Origin of the sequence: Kitasatospora sp. NPDC051984, assembly GCF_044593455.1 — a bacterium.
Classification (GTDB): Bacteria; Actinomycetota; Actinomycetes; order Streptomycetales; family Streptomycetaceae; genus Kitasatospora.
In genome coordinates this window covers 606835-623010 of sequence record NZ_JBIUCB010000001.1, presented here as the reverse complement: position 1 = coordinate 623010, position 16176 = coordinate 606835, and the positions used below count along the sequence as shown (strand labels likewise).

14 protein-coding genes and 2 tRNA genes (1 of these 16 only partly in view) are annotated in these 16176 nt (G+C 73.3%); 5 read left to right on the top strand and 11 right to left on the bottom strand.

Going from position 1 to position 16176, the window contains the following annotated elements; translation table 11 throughout:
- Positions 1-19: 19 nt before the first annotated feature.
- The 7 genes from ACIHEI_RS02860 to ACIHEI_RS02830 form a co-directional block, all read right to left on the bottom strand.
- Positions 20-1003 (bottom strand): tetratricopeptide repeat protein, encoded by a 984-nt coding sequence (locus ACIHEI_RS02860; protein WP_380487310.1) that lies wholly within the window; start codon positions 1001-1003, stop codon positions 20-22.
- 107 nt (positions 1004-1110) lie between these two features.
- Positions 1111-2430 (bottom strand): HD-GYP domain-containing protein, encoded by a 1320-nt coding sequence (locus tag ACIHEI_RS02855; RefSeq protein WP_387637471.1) that lies wholly within the window; start codon positions 2428-2430, stop codon positions 1111-1113.
- A complete protein-coding gene (locus tag ACIHEI_RS02850; protein ID WP_396605366.1) occupies positions 2427-3821 on the bottom strand; it encodes an HD-GYP domain-containing protein in 1395 nt (464 codons plus the stop codon). The genes ACIHEI_RS02855 and ACIHEI_RS02850 overlap by 4 nt, the downstream gene beginning before the upstream one ends.
- Before the next feature lie 178 nt (positions 3822-3999).
- Positions 4000-4359, bottom strand: a complete 360-nt coding sequence (gene rsrA, locus ACIHEI_RS02845) for a mycothiol system anti-sigma-R factor (protein WP_387637477.1) — start codon at positions 4357-4359, stop codon at positions 4000-4002.
- A complete protein-coding gene (locus ACIHEI_RS02840) occupies positions 4356-5006 on the bottom strand; it encodes a sigma-70 family RNA polymerase sigma factor (RefSeq protein WP_387865675.1) in 651 nt (216 codons plus the stop codon). The genes rsrA and ACIHEI_RS02840 overlap by 4 nt, the downstream gene beginning before the upstream one ends.
- Positions 5007-5350: 344 nt before the next feature.
- Entirely contained in the window at positions 5351-5971 is a 621-nt protein-coding gene (locus tag ACIHEI_RS02835; protein WP_396605365.1) for an alpha/beta family hydrolase, read from the bottom strand.
- Positions 5972-5998: 27 nt separating this feature from the next.
- On the bottom strand, positions 5999-6736 hold the full coding sequence (locus tag ACIHEI_RS02830) for an SOS response-associated peptidase (RefSeq protein WP_396605491.1): 738 nt from the start codon (positions 6734-6736) through the stop codon (positions 5999-6001).
- Positions 6737-6837: 101 nt separating this feature from the next.
- On the opposite strand from ACIHEI_RS02830, the gene ACIHEI_RS02825 reads away from it, so the two are divergent.
- From ACIHEI_RS02825 to hisN, 5 genes are all read left to right on the top strand, one after another.
- Entirely contained in the window at positions 6838-7542 is a 705-nt protein-coding gene (locus tag ACIHEI_RS02825) for a M50 family metallopeptidase (RefSeq protein ID WP_396605364.1), read from the top strand.
- 28 nt (positions 7543-7570) lie between these two features.
- Positions 7571-8890, top strand: a complete 1320-nt coding sequence (gene aroA, locus ACIHEI_RS02820; protein WP_396605363.1) for a 3-phosphoshikimate 1-carboxyvinyltransferase — start codon at positions 7571-7573, stop codon at positions 8888-8890.
- 15 nt (positions 8891-8905) lie between these two features.
- Positions 8906-9961 carry a ribosome small subunit-dependent GTPase A gene (rsgA, locus tag ACIHEI_RS02815; protein WP_392954039.1) on the top strand — a complete coding sequence of 352 codons (1056 nt, stop codon included), beginning with the start codon at positions 8906-8908 and terminating at the stop codon, positions 9959-9961.
- Between the two features lie 88 nt (positions 9962-10049).
- On the top strand, positions 10050-10373 hold the full coding sequence (locus ACIHEI_RS02810) for a DMT family transporter (protein WP_387637492.1): 324 nt from the start codon (positions 10050-10052) through the stop codon (positions 10371-10373).
- 19 nt (positions 10374-10392) lie between these two features.
- On the top strand, positions 10393-11190 hold the full coding sequence (hisN, locus tag ACIHEI_RS02805; protein ID WP_387865561.1) for a histidinol-phosphatase: 798 nt from the start codon (positions 10393-10395) through the stop codon (positions 11188-11190).
- Between the two features lie 200 nt (positions 11191-11390).
- Here the strand turns inward: hisN and ACIHEI_RS02800 are convergent, their stop codons facing one another.
- The 4 genes from ACIHEI_RS02800 to ACIHEI_RS02785 form a co-directional block, all read right to left on the bottom strand.
- Entirely contained in the window at positions 11391-13307 is a 1917-nt protein-coding gene (locus tag ACIHEI_RS02800; protein ID WP_396605362.1) for a tetratricopeptide repeat protein, read from the bottom strand.
- Between the two features lie 353 nt (positions 13308-13660).
- On the bottom strand, positions 13661-15670 hold the full coding sequence (locus ACIHEI_RS02795; protein WP_396605361.1) for a glycosyl hydrolase family 18 protein: 2010 nt from the start codon (positions 15668-15670) through the stop codon (positions 13661-13663).
- A gap of 255 nt (positions 15671-15925) precedes the next feature.
- Positions 15926-15999: transfer RNA gene (locus ACIHEI_RS02790), tRNA-Met, on the bottom strand.
- Between the two features lie 126 nt (positions 16000-16125).
- A tRNA-Met gene (locus ACIHEI_RS02785) sits at positions 16126-16176 on the bottom strand; it runs 123 nt beyond the window's last position.

The following is a 16176-nucleotide window of genomic DNA, read 5'->3' as shown; positions in this document are numbered from 1 at the left end:
GGGGCGGGTCAGCGGCGGATCAGCACACCTCTTCGAGGTCCCGGTAGGCGCGGGTGGCCGGGGAGGCGGCGGCCCAGCGCTCCAGCAGGGTGCGGACCAGCCCGGCGGGCGCGGCGATGCCGCATTCGCGTTCGATCTGCCAGGGGCCGCCGGCCGAACCCTGGCTGAGGTGGCTGAGGTGGCCGGGGTGCAGCGGGTCGCCGTCGTCGTGCGGGTCGTGGTGCGCGGTGTGGCCGTCGTCGATGGCCATCCGGGACTCCGAGCAGGTACGGCACAGCAGCCGCACCGAGGACGTCCAGTCCTCGGCGGCGTACCCGGCGTCGGCGACGGTCTTCTCCAGCGCGTCCCGGTCGGCGGCGGTGGCGGCCTGCAGCAGCACCACCCAGGTCGGTACCGGGGACGGCGCCCACAGCTCGATCTCGTCGAACACCGGGTAGGCGACGCCGTCGGCGACCCGCTCGCCGTGCGGGGCGCCGTCGTGCAGCACCACCTCGCCCCAGCGGCGGCCGGAGGACGGCAGCGGGATGGACAGCACCTCGATCCGCGCCGGGTCGAGCCGGCGGCCCCACACCACCTCCGACTCGCCGTCCGGGGACAGCCGCACCGGGGTGGTGCCGAGGTCGAGCTCGATCGGCCCGTCCGTGCCCGGCCCGCCGGGCAGCCGCAGGCCGTACGCCTGCCAGGCGCGACGGGCCAGCGGCCAGTCCTGCAGGGCGGTGGCGGTGATGCCGAGGTTCCACCAGTCCGGGGCGCCGTGCTGGCGGTCCAGCAGCGCGACGGCGCGCAGGCCGGCGCTGCGGGCCTGCTCCCAGTCGCGGCGGAACTTGTGCAGCAGGGCCAGGTTGAACCAGGAGTCGGAGAGCGACGGCTCCAGGTCGGCCGCCATCACCAGCAGCGCCCCGGCGTCCTCGTACCGGCCGTCGCCGATCAGCGTGAACGCACGGTCGGTGGTCTGCCGCCAGGTCGCCGACGGACGGTGCCGTGCGCGGTGGAAGATCCTCACGTTGGTCCCTTGCCGTCGGTCGTCACCGGGTCGCCCCGCCTCCGGGTCTTCCCGCCACGACCGCATCCAACCACGCCCGCCGTGGGCGGCGCGCCCCGCGCGGCCATTCAGGCCGCGAACCGGCAGCGGGCCGCGCGGTGGCCGCGGCGGCCGAGCCGGGCGAGCGCGTCCAGCACCACCGGATCGTAGCCGCGGCCGCCGTCCAGCCTCAGGTGCTCGAGCGGATCGAGGACGCCGGCCCGGGGGCGGTCGGCGGCGGCGGTGCGCAGGTCGTCGTGCGCGTTGGCGACCCGGATGATCCGGGAGGCCAGCGGCAGGGTGGGGTCGTGCCGGCCGTCGTCGAGCCGGCACGGGTCGGCGAGCCGGGCGACCTGCTGCCACACCTGCTTGGGCACGCCGGTGCGCCGGATCACCTCGCTGCCGAGCCGGGCGATCCGCTGCTGCTCGTCGTCGGCCAGCAGCGCGGTCGCCCCGCCCGGGACCGGCTCGACCAGCGACAGCTGACCGATGTCGTGCATCAGCGCGGCATATTCCAGCAGTGTCAACTCGCGGCTCCCGAGCCCCAGTTCGCGCCCCAGCGCGCACGCGGTGTCGGCCACCCGGCGGGCGTGCCCGGGGGTGGTGTAGCCGGCGATCTCGGTGGCCCGGGCGAGCGTCTCGATGGTCTGCCCGGTGGTGGCCCGCACCTCGACGGCCCGCCGGAACGAGGCCTGCGCGAGCAGCAGCGGCACGCAGAACACCGGCAGCGCCCACAGCCCGGCCTCGCCCGCCAGCAGGCTGAGCAGCAGCCCGGTGGCGACCTGCGCGGAACCGATGCCGAGCAGCGCGTGCAGCTGATCGTCGAGCGCGGCGCTGTACCGCAGCCCGGTGCGGGCCCGCTGCTGCCCGGCGGCCAGCACCGCGTCGCCGAGCGCGGCCAGCGCGGCGACGGCCGCCAGCAGCGCCCCGTACGCGGGGCCGGGCAGCCGGTCGGTGGCGCCGGACTCGTACAGCGGCTGGAACAGCAGCGCCGCGAAGGAGACGGTGACCACCCGGCGGGCGGCGGCGTCCAGTCCGCCCAGCGGGCCGCGCGGCCGGCGGCGGACGGCGGCCAGCGCGGCCCGCCCCGCGAGCTGCGCGGCAAGGCCCGCGGCGGTGCCGACCGCGGTGACGGCGGCGGTCTGCGACACCCCGTGCCCGGTGGGCAGTCCGTGCAGCGGCCCGAGCAGCGCGTACGCGAGGGCGACGGCGGTGGCCACCGGCGCGGGTTCGCGGTCGCCGGGCAGCGCGGGCCCGGCGCACTGGCCGAGCGCGATCAGGGCGGTGAACGCCAGCGCCACCTCGGGCTGGCTGGTGCCGACGGCGAGCGCGTGCACCAGCGCGCAGCCGCCGAGCGCGGCGGCCACGCCGTGCAGCAGGTCGGCCGGTCCCGGCCGCCGGAGGGTCACGTCGCCCCGCCGGCGGGCTGGCCCTGCCCGGACTGCTGCGGCATCCGGGCCGGTTCGGGCACGCCGAGCGGAATGTCCGGCACCTCGCCGTCCCAGCCGCCGGGCGGCGGCGGTTCGGGCTGCCAGCCGTGTTCGGCGACGGCCTCGACCAGGGCCCGCACCATCACCGGGTCGAACTGGCTGCCCGCGCACCGCTCCAGTTCGGTGACGGCCTCCTGGACGGGGCGGCCGCGCCGGTAGGAACGGGTGGAGGTCATCGAGTCGAAGGCATCGGCGACCGAGATGATCCGGGCGAACTCGGGGATCCGGTCCCCCGCGAGGCCGTGCGGGTAGCCCCGGCCGTCGATCCGCTCGTGGTGGTGCAGGATGCCGTCCCGCCCCTCGCCGAGGAAGTCCAGCTGCCGCACCAGCTCGTGCCCGAACACCGGGTGCACCTCGACGGCGCGCCGCTCCTCGACCGTCAACGGCCCGTTGCGGCGCAGCAGTTCGGTGGCCACCGCGAGCTTGCCGACGTCGTGCAGGGTGCCGGCGAAGTGCAGGGTGCGGATCCGGTCCTCGGCGAGGCCCAGCTGGCGGGCGATCAGCACCGAGGCCCGGCCGACCCGTTCGCTGTGGCCGCGGGTGTAGGCGTCCTTGATCTCCACCGCCTGCACCAGCGCCTGCACGGTGGCCCGGTGCGCGGACCGCTCGCGGTGGCCCTGCGCGGACAGCCAGGCGGTGATGGTCAGCGGCAGCAGCCCGAGCACCGCGGCGAACGCCCCGTACGGGCCCTGCCACAGCACCGCGACCATCAGCCCGCCCGCGCCGTGCAGCAGCGCCGCGGGCGCCGCCCGGCGCAGCTTGCGGATCACGCCGTGGCCGGCCGAGCCGCAGGTCAGCCGCACCATGCCGGCCACCAGTGCCCCGTTGACCAGGCAGAACGTCAGGATCGCGGCGAGCGCGCCGAACGCCGCGCCGGGGAAGCGGGTGCCCAGCAGCAGCCGGGAGCCGCCGAGCAGCCGGAACACCTCGGCGGAGATCGCCGAGGCCAGCGCCAGCTGGGCGGCGTTCCACACCCGGCGCAGGTTGCGCGGCTGCTGGGCCGGGCCGAGCAGCGCCCCGGGCAGCGCGACCAGGGCGGCGGCGGCGGGCGGCAGCATCAGCACGCCGGCGAACAGCACCGGGAAGAAGCCGCTGCCGCGCGGGTCCGCTGCGGGCTCCGGCCCGGACCGGCCGCGCAGCCACCGCCACACCCGGGCGCACGGGGTGGGCGCGCCCTGCGCGAGCGACTCCAGGCACAGGTGCAGCAGGGCCAGCAGCCCGATCCGGGGCCAGTCGAGCGTCGGCCAGGACGCCCACAGCGGCAGCAGCGCGGCCGTCGCCGCCGTCAGCACGGCGGCCAGATAGGCCACGGCCCGCCCCGGCAGGGCGATGCGCTCGCGTTCGCTGGCGATCTCGGCCTCCCCAGCCCGTACCGGGCCCTCCGACGTGAGGACTCGTCAGAGAATAGGGCCCGGCCACCCGGACGGGACGCACGATCGCGGATTGCCGCAGCCGGAGCAGCGACAGCTCACCCGATCGAGTGAGTAATCACTCCGCGGTGGCGACGGCGGAGCCGTGACCGGTCGCACCCTCGACCGTCATCTCCATGCTGACCGAGCTCACCTCGACCACCGAACCGCCGCCCGGGCCCTGGCCCTGCCGGATCGAGTCGATCCGGGCCAGCACCTTCGCCCGGAGGTCGGTGGGAGTGTCGTCGCAGCCGCACGAGCGCTTGATCAGCGCCTTGATGGCCTGCTCGAGTCCGTACTTCTCCAGGCACGGCGAGCACTCGTCGAAGTGCACCCGCAGCTTGGCGCAGTCGCCCTCGGGCATCTCGTTGTCGAGAAATTCGTAGAGGTGGTCGAGCACCTCTCCGCACTCGGTCTCGTGCGGATCGCCGCAGCTCATGAGCCAGCGCCCTTCGCTTCGTGCCCTGCACCGGTACCGGCCGGGACCAGCCCCCGCTCGCGGGCGTAATCCTCAAGCATGCCGCGCAGTTGGCGGCGACCACGGTGCAGTCGGGACATCACCGTACCGATGGGTGTACCCATGATGTCCGCGATCTCCTTGTACGCAAAGCCCTCGACGTCCGCGAGATACACCGCGATCCGGAATTCCTCCGGAATGGCCTGCAGGGCGTCCTTCACATCGCTGTCCGGCAGGTGGTCGAGCGCCTGCGCCTCGGCGGAGCGGAGCCCCGTCGACATGTGCGACTCGGCGCGCGCCAGCTGCCAGTCCTCGATCTCCTCGGCCGCGGTGCGCTGGGGTTCGCGCTGCTTCTTGCGGTACGAGTTGATGAACGTATTGGTGAGGATGCGGTACAGCCAGGCCTTGAGGTTGGTGCCCTCGCGGAACTGGTGGAACGACGCGTACGCCTTGGCGAACGCCTCCTGGAGCAGATCCTCCGCGTCGGCCGGGTTGCGGGTCATCCGCAGCGCCGCCGAGTACATCGGATCCAGGAAACCGAGGGCGTCCCGCTCGAAACGCTCGCGCCTGGCCTCCTCGCTCTCGCTCTCGGACACCCTGAAGGTGTCCTCGCCGATCACCTCGGCCAGTTCGTCGCCGGTGAGCTGTTCGCCCTCCGGACGGCCCTGGTCGGTGCTCGAAGCACCCGACGCGGCCGCGTCATCGGTCCCGACGACCGGACCCACCTCCTCGATCAGCTGAACACGGCCCACCACGGGCCGATCCGCAAGCGAGGATATCGGGCTGACCGTCTTCTCGCTCGCGGCAACCCACTGCGACCAGTCCGGCACGAGCGAAGGCTGAGCCGCCCGCTCATCGGGCCGTTCGCGGCACGCGATCGAAACCATGGACGCTGCCTTTCCACCGGGGCGTGTTCTGACGACTCGTGCAACCGCCCGCGGCGACGAGACATTCCCGGGCTCCGGACAGGGATTCAGAGCCAGCCGGCGACCGCGTCGGCGATGAGCGCCAGCGCCTCGTCCTGGCCCAGGGGCGCCTTCTTGGGGACCTTGAACCCGTGCGAGGCGTACGGCACTTCGACCAGGCGGTGGGTGTCCGGCAGGTCCGGGAACTCCTCCGGGGTGCCGAAGGTGTCCGTGCCGCCCTGCACCACCAGGGTCGGCAGGCCGGTGTCGAGCAGTTCCTCGGCGCGGCTCTTCTCCGGCTTGCCCGGCGGGTGCAGCGGGAAGGCGAGGGCCAGCACACCCGCCGCGCCGAGGCCGGCGGCGGTGCGGCAGGCGACCCGGGCGCCGGCGCTGCGGCCGCCCGCGAACACCGGCAGGCCCGCCCCGGCCGCGGCGGCGTACTGCGCGGGCCAGCCGGTGTCGAGCGTCTTGGGGGCGGGCGCGAGCTTGCGGCCGGCCACCCGCCAGGGCTGCTCGGCGAGCACCACGGTGATCCCCGCGGCGGGGAGGGCCGCGGCGAGCGCCTGCAGGTCGGGCGCCTCGATGCCGCCACCGGCGCCGTGGCCGAGCAGCAGGACGGCGCGCGGGGCGTCGGCCCGGAACCAGTGGAGCCGGGCGTCGCCGGTGGGGGTCTCGATGATCTGCGGCATGGCGCCGAGCGTATAGAGGAGAACGTCTCAGAACAGGGTGGTGAGGTCGTCCTCGGTGAGTCGCCTGGTCAGGCCGGGGTGGTTGTTGCGGATCGAGCCGACCCCGTCGGGCACCGGGTGGATGCGCAGGTCGCCGGGCGGGGGCGGGGTGAGGTCGGCGCTCTCGGCGTGGGGGTCGAGCCAGGCGTCCCAGCGGTCGGGGCCGAGGTACAGCGGCATCCGCTCGTGGACGGGGGCGAGCAGCGGCTCGGCGGCGGTGGTGACGACGGTGCAGGTGACCAGCCAGGCGTCCGGGTGGTCGGCGGGGACGCCACGGTTGCGCCAGAACTCGTACAGGCCGGCCAGTGCCAGCGGGGCGCCGTCGGCGCGGGAGACGAAGTAGGGGCGGCGGGGCGGCCGGGAGACGTCGTCGGTCGGCGCGGTCTGCCACTCGAAGTATCCGTCGACGGGGATCAGGCAGCGCCGCGAGGCGAACGCCTGCCGGTAGGCCGGCTTCTCGTGGACGGTCTCCGCCCGGGCGTTGATCATCTTCACCGCGGTGTCCGGGCTGCTCGCCCAGGCCGGCACCAACCCCCAGCGCAGCACCCGCAGTTGACGGACCGGCCGGCCCCCGCCGCGCGGCGCCCGGTCCAGTACGACGAAGGCGGACGCGGTGGGCGCGACGTTCCAGCTGGGGGCCAGTGTCTCGGTGGGATCCCACTGCCGGACCCCGAAGTGCCGGACCAGTTCGGCGGGGTCGGTGGAGGAGGCGAAGCGGCCGCACATGCCGTTCAGCTTGCCAGCCCGGCAGAACCGGCGGCTACCGGCCACCCGTCCTTCCGTGAAACGCTGCCCGCCCGAACGACGGTGATCGGAGGCCCACCGGAATGGACTTCGCACAACTGTGGGACCGGATGACGGCCGTGCAGCCCGACCCGCCGCACTGGCTGGCGTGGGCCGCCGCGGCGGCGGCGCTGCTGGCGGTGGCGGTGCGCCCGGTGTGGCGGCTGAGCCGCACCGTGGTGACCATCGCGCACGAGGGCGGGCACGGGGTGATGGCGCTGCTGACCCGCCGCCGGCTCTCCGGGATCCGGCTGCACTCGGACACCTCCGGGCTGACGGTCTCCTCGGGCCGGCCGACCGGGCCGGGCATGGTGCTGACCGCCGCGGCCGGCTACCCGGCGCCGTCGCTGCTCGGCCTGGGCGGGGCGGCGCTGCTGGAGACAGGCCGGATCACCGCGCTGCTGTGGATCGGCATCGCGCTGCTGGCGGCGATGCTGCTCACCCTGCGCAACCTGTTCGGGGTGCTGGCGGTGCTGGCCACCGGCGGCGCGTTCGTCGCGGTGTCCTGGTACGGGGACGCCGAGTGGCAGGGCGCGTTCGCCCACCTGGGCGTGTGGTTCCTCCTGCTGGCGGGGGCGCGTCCGCTGGTCGAGCTGTTCTCCACCCGGCGCCGCGGCGAGGCGGCCGGCTCGGACGCCGACCAGCTGGCCCGGCTGACGGGCGTGCCGGCGACGGCCTGGGTGGCGCTGTTCCTGGTGGTGGCGCTGGCCTGCCTGGGGCTCGGGGCGGCCTGGCTGCTGCCCCGGTAGCCGGGCGCGGCCTCATAGACTGGGCGGTATGACCGACTCCCTGTGGCCCGCTCCCGTCGCCACCGCCGCCGTGGACGCGACTGTGACGATCCCCGGCTCGAAGTCCGCGACCAACCGCGCGCTGGTGCTGGCCGCCCTCGCCGACGGCCCGGGCTGGGTGCGCCGCCCGCTGCGCAGCCGCGACTCGCAGCTGATGGCGGACGGCCTGCGGGCGCTGGGCGTGACGGTCGAGGAGACGGTGAACGCGGCGTCCGGCGGCACCGGCGGCGGCGAGGCCTGGCGGGTCATCCCGGCCGAGCGCCTGCGCGGCCCGGCGCAGGTGGACGTCGGCAACGCCGGCACCGTGATGCGCTTCCTTCCGCCGCTGGCCACCCTCGCGGACGGCCCGGTGCACTTCGACGGCGACCCGCGCAGCCACGAGCGCCCGCAGCACGGCGTGATCGACGCGCTGCGCACCCTCGGCGCCCGGATCGACGACGGCGGGCGCGGCGGCTTCCCGCTGACCGTGCACGGCACGGGCGCGCTGGACGGCGGCCCGGTGGAGGTGGACGCCTCGTCCTCCTCGCAGTTCATCTCGGCGCTGCTGCTGTCCGGCGCCCGGTTCAACAACGGCGTGGAGATCCGCAACGTGGGCGCCACGGTGCCCTCGCTGCCGCACATCCGGATGACGGTCGACATGATCCGCAAGGCCGGCGGCCAGGTCGACGCCCCCGAGGACGGCGGCGAGAAGGACATCTGGCGGGTCACCCCGGGCGCACTGCTCGGCCGCGACCTGGTGGTCGAGCCGGACCTGTCCAACGCGGCCCCGTTCTTCGCCGCGGCGCTCGCCACCGGCGGCCGGGTCGTCGTCCGGGACTGGCCCAAGCACACGTACCAGCCCGGCGACCAGCTCCGCGAGATCTACACCGCGATGGGCGGATCCTGCCAATTCACTGACGAAGGGCTGGAGTTCACCGGCACCGGCAAGATCCACGGCATCGAGGTGGACCTGCACGACGTCGGCGAGCTGACCCCGGTGATCGCCGCCGTCGCGGCCCTCGCCGACTCCGAGTCCCACCTGTACGGCATCTCCCACCTGCGGCTGCACGAGACCGACCGGCTCGCCGCGCTCGCCAAGGAGATCAACGACCTGGGCGGCGACGTCTCGGAGACCGAGGACGGCCTGCGGATCCGCCCCCGCCCGCTGCACGGCGGCGTCTTCCACACCTACGAGGACCACCGGCTGGCCACCGCCGCCGCCGTCTTCGGCCTGGTGGTGAACGGCGTCCTGGTGGAGAACGTGGCGACCACGGCGAAGACCCTGCCGGACTTCCCGCAGATGTGGGCCGACCTCCTCGGCCAGGGCTGACGGGGGATCACGAGCATGCGCCGCTACGACAAGAACGCCGACGAGGACGACATCCGCAGCCGCCCGGGCCGCCGGGGCTCCCGCCCCCGCACCCGCATCCGGCCCAAGCACGAGGACGCCGCCGAGGCGATGATCCTCACCGTGGACCGGGGCCGGATGACCTGCCTGGTCGACAGCGGAACCAAGGAAGAACGCCTGGTCACCGCCATGAAGGCCCGCGAACTCGGCCGCAAGGGCGTGGTCGTCGGCGACGTCGTCAACCTGGTCGGCGACCTCTCCGGGGCCCCCGACACGCTGGCCCGGATCGTCCGGGTCGAGGAACGCACCTCGGTGCTGCGCCGCACCGCGGACGACGACGACCCGTACGAGCGGATCGTGGTCGCCAACGCCGAGCAGCTGGCCATCGTCACCGCGCTCGCCAACCCGGAGCCCCGCCCCCGGCTGATCGACCGCTGCCTGGTCGCCGCGTACGACGCCGGGATGGAGCCGCTGCTGGTGCTCACCAAGTCCGACCTGGCGCCCGCCGAGGAACTGCTGGAGTCGTACGCGTCGCTCGGCATCGACTACGTGGTGACCCGGCACGACGAGCTGGCCACCGCCGGCGCGGAGGCCGTCCGGGAGTACCTGCGCGGGAAGACCACCGTGTTCATCGGGCACTCCGGCGTCGGCAAGACCACCCTGGTCAACGCGCTCGTCCCGGAGCAGCAGCGGAGCACCGGCCACGTCAACGCCGTCACCGGCCGCGGCCGGCACACCACCGTCTCCGCGCTCGCCCTGCGGCTGCCCCCGCCGCCCGGCGTGAAGCCCGGCTCCCGCAAGGCCCTCGACCCGGGCTGGGTGATCGACACCCCCGGCTTCCGGTCCTTCGGCCTGTCCCACATCGACCCGTCCCGGGTCATCCACGCCTTCCCCGACCTGGAGCCCGGCACCGAGGACTGCCCGCGCGCCTGCTCGCACGACGAACCGGACTGCGCACTGGACGCCTGGGTCGCCGACGGCCACGCCGACCCGGCCCGGCTCTACTCGCTGCGCCGCCTGCTCGCCACCAAGGAGGCCCACGAGGGGGACTGAGAGTCCCGCAGCCGACGAGTCGCCCGGCCCTGTCCACTGGGTAACGATAGGAAGGTCACACCCTCCTATCCGACAGGGAGTCAACCCGATGGCATGGGCCATGGTGATCCTCGCCGGTCTGCTGGAAACGGGATTCGCGGTCAACCTCAAGCTCAGCCACGGCTTCACCAAGCTCTGGCCCACCGTCAGCTTCTGCCTCTTCGCCCTCGGCTCCTTCGGCCTGCTCACCCTCTCCCTGAAAACCCTCCCGGTGGGCAGCGCCTACGCGGTCTGGACCGGCATCGGCGCCGCCGGCACCGCGCTGTACGGAATCATCTACCTCGGGGAGTCCTCCTCCACCCTCAAGCTGGTCTCGGTGAGCCTGGTCATCGCAGGTGTGATCGGACTTCAGCTCAGCGGCTCGGGACACTGAGTCCGCTAGGGTTCGGGGCATGGCCGACTACCACGACGATCTCCGACTCGCCCACGTCCTCGCCGACTCGGCCGACTCGGTCACCATGGAGCGCTTCAAGGCGCTCGACCTCAAGGTCGAGACCAAGCCCGACCTGACGCCGGTCAGCGACGCCGACAAGGCCGCCGAGGAACTCGTCCGCTCCGTCCTGCAACGAGCCCGTCCCCGCGACGCGGTCATGGGCGAGGAGTACGGCCTGCAGGGCTCCGGCCCCCGCCGCTGGGTGATCGACCCCATCGACGGCACCAAGAACTACGTCCGCGGCGTCCCCGTCTGGGCCACCCTGGTCGCCCTGCTCGAGGAACAGCCCGACGGCGAGTACGCCCCCGTGGTCGGCATCGTCTCCGCCCCCGCCCTCAGCCGCCGCTGGTGGGCCGCCAAGGGACTCGGCGCGTACGCCGGCCGCAGCCTCTCCAAGGCCCAGCGCATCCACGTCTCCAAGGTCTCCCGCCTCGCCGACGCCTCGCTCTCCTTCTCCTCCCTCAGCGGCTGGGAGGAACGCGCCCGCCTCGACGCCTTCCTCGACCTCACCCGCATGTGCTGGCGCACCCGCGCCTACGGCGACTTCTGGTCCTACATGATGGTGGCCGAGGGCGCCGTCGACATCGCCGCCGAACCCGAACTCTCCCTCTGGGACATGGCCGCCCCCTGCATCGTCGTCCAGGAGGCCGGCGGCCGCTTCACCGGCCTCGACGGCATCGACGGCCCCTCCGGCGCGGACGCAGTCGCCACCAACGGCATCCTCCACGAAGCGACTCTGCGCTCGCTGAGCATTTAGAGAGCGAGCAACCAGGGGCGCTGGGGGTACCCCCAGGCGAAGCCGAGGGGGCGGAACTGCGCGAAGGGGAACGCACCCAACCGCAAGATCGCAACGCAGGACAATGACCTGCACTTGATCGCGACCTTGCGGACGTGGCCTGCGCTTGTCGCGCAGTTCCCCGCGCCCCCGGTTTCGCGCCCACCTGCGTTCGCACCCGATTACGCGCTGAGCTCCGCGTTCAGGGCCCCCAGCAATCGCCCCGCCCGCTCCGCGACCTCCGCAGGCCCGTACTCCATCGCCCGCTTGCACCAGTTCTCGGCCTGCACCGTCTCCCCCCGCCGCAGCGCGAGCAGCGCGAGCCTGAGCGCGGCCCGGCCGTGGCCGGCGTCCGCGGCGCGGGTGTACCAGAGCATCGCCTCGGCCTCGGAGTCCTGGCGGGCCAGCAGCAGGCCGAGGTTGAAGGCCGCGCTGCGGCTGCCGCCCTCCGCGGCGCGGCGGTACCAGCTCTCGGCGATCTCCAGCGCGCCGCGTTCCGCCGCCCGGACGCCCATCCGGACCTGGGCCCGCAGGTGTCCGGCGTCCGCCGCGACCGCGTACCAGTGTTCGGCGTCCGCGTCGGCGTCCCCGCGCCGGTCGAGCAGGGAGGCGAGCCGGAACGCGCCCTCCGCGGAGCCGCCTTCTGCGGCCTGCCGGTAGCGGTCGAGCGCGCCGGTGAGGTTGCCGCGCTGTTCCTGGACGACGGCGAGTTGGAGCGCGGCTCCGCCGTGCCCCTCGGCGGCGGCGCGGGCGTACCACTCCTGGGCCTGCCGGGTCTCGCCTCGGCCGGCGTGCAGCACGCCGAGGTTGAACGCGCCGTCGACGGAACCTGCTTCGGCGGCCTTGGAGAACCAGGGTTCGGCGCCGGATTCGTCGCCGCGCTGGAGCAGCATGACGGCGAGCGCGTTGCAGGCTTCGCGGTGGCCGGCGTACGCGGCGCGGCGGTACCACTGTTCGGCCTGGGTGTCGCGGCCGGCGCCGGCGCACAGCAGGCCGAGGTTGAAGGCGCCGTTGTGGTCGCCGGCGTCGAGCGCGGCGCGGTACCAGCGTTCGGCGACGGCGTTCTCGCCGCGGCCGGCGTGCAGGGCGCCGAGCGCGTTGGCGGCGGTGCCGTCGCCGGCTTCGGCGGCCTCCTGCCACCATTCGGCGGCGGCGGTGGGGTCGCCGGCGTCGCGGAGCAGGAAGCCGAGCGCGCAGGCGGCGCGGGCTTCGCCGTTCTGCGCGGACTGCCGGTACCAGCGGGCGGCTTCGTCGAGGTCGCCGCGGGCTTCGAGCAGCACGCCGAGGCGCAGCGCGGCGCGGGCGTGGCTGCGGGCGGCGGCGGTGCGGTACCAGGTTTCGGCGGTGTCCTTGTCTCCGGCGGCTTCGCGCATCCGGGCGAGGCGGTAGGCGGCTTCGCGGTGGCCGGAGTCGGCGGCGGCCTTGAACCAGCGTTCGGCGCGGACGTCGCGGCGGTGTTCCATCAGGTCGCCGAGGGCGTAGGCGCCGAGCGGGTGGCCCTGTTCGGCGGCGAAGTGCAGCCAGTATTCGGCGGCTTCTTCTTCGCCCTGGTCGCGCAGTTGCAGGCCGAGGGCGTGCGCGGCGGGTGCCGAGCCGGCGACGGCGGCCTGTCGCCACCACTGGCCGGCTTCGGCGCGTTGGCCCTGCTGGTGGAGCAGGACGCCGAGGTTGTTGGCGGCGGCGCGCAGACCTGCGGCGGCGGCGGTGCGCAGGTAGGGTTCGGCGTCCTGGAGGTCGCCGCGGCGCAGCAGGAGTGCGCCGAGCTGGCTGGCGGCGCCGGGGTCGCCGGCGTCGGCGGAGCCGCGGTGCCGGGCTTCGAGAGCGGCCTGTTCGCGGGCGGCGAGGGCGGTTTCGAAGCTGTCGGTGCCGTCGTCGCTCTCCAGCAGGTCGCGTGCGGAGGCGGTGGCGACGACCTGGTCTGCGGTCAGGTGGACGAGACTGTCGGGGCCGTAGCCGGACGCGGCGAGGCGGCCGGCGGTGCTGCGCTGTCCGGGCAGGCTGCCGCCGGGCTGGCAAGCGCGTCGGGCACCGGTGTCACTGTCCGTGGTGCTGCTGGCCGCCAGTCGTTCTCCTGTTCCGTTCCTGCCGATGAGTTTCATGCCGACTCCAGCTCCCCCCGAGTGTCGCGGCATTCGCCCCCGGCCGTCGGCCCGGGACTGGTCCCCCAGGGGTCACGCCGGATCGGACGGCCTGTCAACGGCCGTGCCGCGTCCCCCTCGTGGTCCATCGTCGCATCACCCGCAACCCTCGTACACCTGCTCCGTCCGTTTTGGCGAAGCGGGGCCGAAGCCCGGCGAGATTGCTTCAGCGCTTTGTCGATTTCCCGACACTGAGCCCCACAAACCCCGGCCACGCATCGTACCGGAGTCGATCAACACTCGATGCACACAAGGGCGAAGGCCCGGAGGGGCGATCCCCTCCGGGCCTTCGCGGCGGAGCCGATGACGCTGTGTCAGCTGACGCTGAAGTCGTCTGCCTGGTAGGCGCCCTGGCCGTACCAGCCGTGCACCCAGATGGTCACCGAGGTGACCGAGGCGCCGGTGGTGAACTTGGTGGACAGTTGCGTCCACGCGCTCCCACCGGGGGTCCAGGTCGAGCTGTCCGCCCCGGAGCCGGTGACGCCCAGGTAGGTGTAGTTGCCCTTCACCCACGCGGACAGCGTGTACGTGGTGTTCGGCTTGACCGTGACGGTCTGTTGGCACTGCGCGGTGTCACCCGCACTGGCGTTGCCCTGCAGCGCGTACGAGCCGGTGTGGCCGCCGCTGACCACGCTGCCGCCGCTGCCCGCGCAGGTCCACGGGCTGAGCGCGCCGGACTCCAGGCCGGGGTTGGCGACGATCCCGCCGCCGCCGGGGCCGCTCGGCGAGGAGGACGGGCTGCCGGACGGCGAGCCGCTCGGCGACGAGGACGGGGAGCCGCTCGGCGAGTTGGACGGCGAGGGACTGCCGCTGGTGCTGCTGCTCGCGCTCGGCGACGGCGAGGTCGGCGGCGCCGGGCAGTTGGCGGCCGAGCCGGAGGTCGCCGTCATCAGCGGGTTCAGCAGCACCGCGTTCGGGTCGTCGTACAGCGAGAACACGAAGGAGCCGCCGAGCCCGTTGCAGTGCGCGTAGTCCATCTTGGCCTGGATGGACCTGGCGTTCTCCCCGGACCAGAAGTTGGTGCCGTCGTAGAAGTAGGAGGCCTGCGAGGCCGGGTCCCAGTAGGTGTCGTTGGCGTTGTCGACGACGCCCAGCAGTTCCTTGTACATCCGCACCCCGGCCACGTTGCCGGAGTTCGGCGCTCCCTGCGCGGGCCCGCCGGCCGGCTGGAACAGCCCGTGGTTGGCGCCGGCCGCCACGCCCGTCCAGCCGCGGTAGTACAGCGGGACGCCCATGTTCAGCTTGTTGGCCGGGAAGCCGCCGGGGATGTTGTACGAGGGGTCGCCGACGGTGTACGCCTTGATCGCCTCGTCGATGGAGTACTTGGCGTTGCCGGGCGGGATGTTGTTCGAGGGGTCACCGGGGTTCTGGTAGATCGGCGTCTGGTGGTTGGTCGGGCCCTGCGCCTCCCAGCCGCCGTGCATGTCGTACGTCATCGGGTCGGCGAAGGTCAGGTACTGGGCGATCTTGTCGGTCTCGACGTTCTGGATCTTGTCCTGGCCGGCCGGCAGCGCGGCGCTCAGCGCGTAGGTCTTGCCGTCGGCGGAGCCCTGGGCGTTGAGCTGGTTGCGGAACTCGGCGAGCAGCGCGGTGAAGTTCTGCTTGTCGTTCGGCGAGGAGTGGTTGCCGAGGTGGCCGCCGCCGCCCGGGTACTCCCAGTCGATGTCGAAGCCGTCGAAGATGCCCTTGCCGGTGCCGGGGCCGCCGTAGCCGCCCTGGGCGGGCAGGTTGCCCTTGATGAACATGTCGACGCAGGAGGAGACGAGCTTCTTGCGGGAGGCGTCGGTGGCGGCCGCGTCCGAGAAGTACTTGGAGTAGGTCCAGCCGCCGATCGACATCAGCACCTTGAGCTTCGGGTACTTGGCCTTCAGCTCCTGGAGCTGGTGGAAGTTGCCGGCCAGCGGCTGGTTCCAGGTGTCGGTGGAGTTGTCGACGCTGTTGCCGTTGGCGAAGGTCTTCGCGTAGTCGGCGTAGTAGTCGCCCGCGCCGTCGCCGGCGTTCGGGTTGTTCTCGTCCTGGGAGGCCGCCGAGTTGGCCTCGAAGCAGGTCAGGTTGGTGGGGTCGATGTTGGCGAAGTCGTACAGCAGGTAGTCGAGCTTCCCGGCCATGCCGTTGGTGTCGACGTTCTTCAGGTAGTAGGCGTTCTGGTAGATCGACCACTGGTCGAAGTAGGCGACCTTCATCCCGCCGCTGGTGGCGGGGGCGCCGGTGGTGTTGGCCGGTCCGGCGGTCGCGTCGGGGGCTCCCAGCAGCGACATCGCCCCGGCGAGCAGGGTGGCGGCCGCGGCGGTGACGGCCCAGACCCTTCGGTTGTTGCGGTGCATGCGGATGTGCCTCTCCTGTCACGTGGGGATGCAGGAACACACCGTCGGACACCCGGTCGGGGAGCGGCAGACGGGAGCAGAACACGATCGATGCCCGTGGCGGGCACGCGTTGCAGCACCACGAGGCGGGCGGTGGGGGCCGCCCGTCATGGGCACGACCCAGATTGGACTGGACCACTGGGGGTGTCAATCGGGTCTGCACCAAGGAATGGCAAAGGCCCGGAGGCTGATGCCTCCGGGCCTTTCGCTACTGAGTAGCGGGGACAGGATTTGAACCTGCGACCTCTGGGTTATGAGCCCAGCGAGCTACCGAGCTGCTCCACCCCGCGTCGGTGAGATCACTCTAGCACGATCATGGGGGCGTCAATGACCACGTTCCGAGGCCCCAAGGCCCCAAGGACCCGGGGAACGGCAAAGGCCCGGAGGCTGATGCCTCCGGGCCTTTCGCTACTGAGTAGCGGGGACAGGATTTGAACCTGCGACCTCTGGGTTATGAGCCCAGCGAG

Bases quoted from the DNA above. Each gene is read 5' to 3' on its own strand.
- ACIHEI_RS02795 (WP_396605361.1), bottom strand. From the start codon at position 15,670: ATGCACCGCAACAACCGAAGGGTCTGGGCCGTCACCGCCGCGGCCGCC.
- rsgA (WP_392954039.1), top strand. From the start codon at position 8,906: ATGCGCCGCTACGACAAGAACGCCGACGAGGACGACATCCGCAGCCGC.
- aroA (WP_396605363.1), top strand. From the start codon at position 7,571: ATGACCGACTCCCTGTGGCCCGCTCCCGTCGCCACCGCCGCCGTGGAC.
- hisN (WP_387865561.1), top strand. From the start codon at position 10,393: ATGGCCGACTACCACGACGATCTCCGACTCGCCCACGTCCTCGCCGAC.
- ACIHEI_RS02810 (WP_387637492.1), top strand. From the start codon at position 10,050: ATGGCATGGGCCATGGTGATCCTCGCCGGTCTGCTGGAAACGGGATTC.
- ACIHEI_RS02830 (WP_396605491.1), bottom strand. From the start codon at position 6,736: ATGTGCGGCCGCTTCGCCTCCTCCACCGACCCCGCCGAACTGGTCCGG.
- ACIHEI_RS02800 (WP_396605362.1), bottom strand. From the start codon at position 13,307: ATGAAACTCATCGGCAGGAACGGAACAGGAGAACGACTGGCGGCCAGC.
- rsrA (WP_387637477.1), bottom strand. From the start codon at position 4,359: ATGAGCTGCGGCGATCCGCACGAGACCGAGTGCGGAGAGGTGCTCGAC.
- ACIHEI_RS02835 (WP_396605365.1), bottom strand. From the start codon at position 5,971: ATGCCGCAGATCATCGAGACCCCCACCGGCGACGCCCGGCTCCACTGG.
- ACIHEI_RS02825 (WP_396605364.1), top strand. From the start codon at position 6,838: ATGGACTTCGCACAACTGTGGGACCGGATGACGGCCGTGCAGCCCGAC.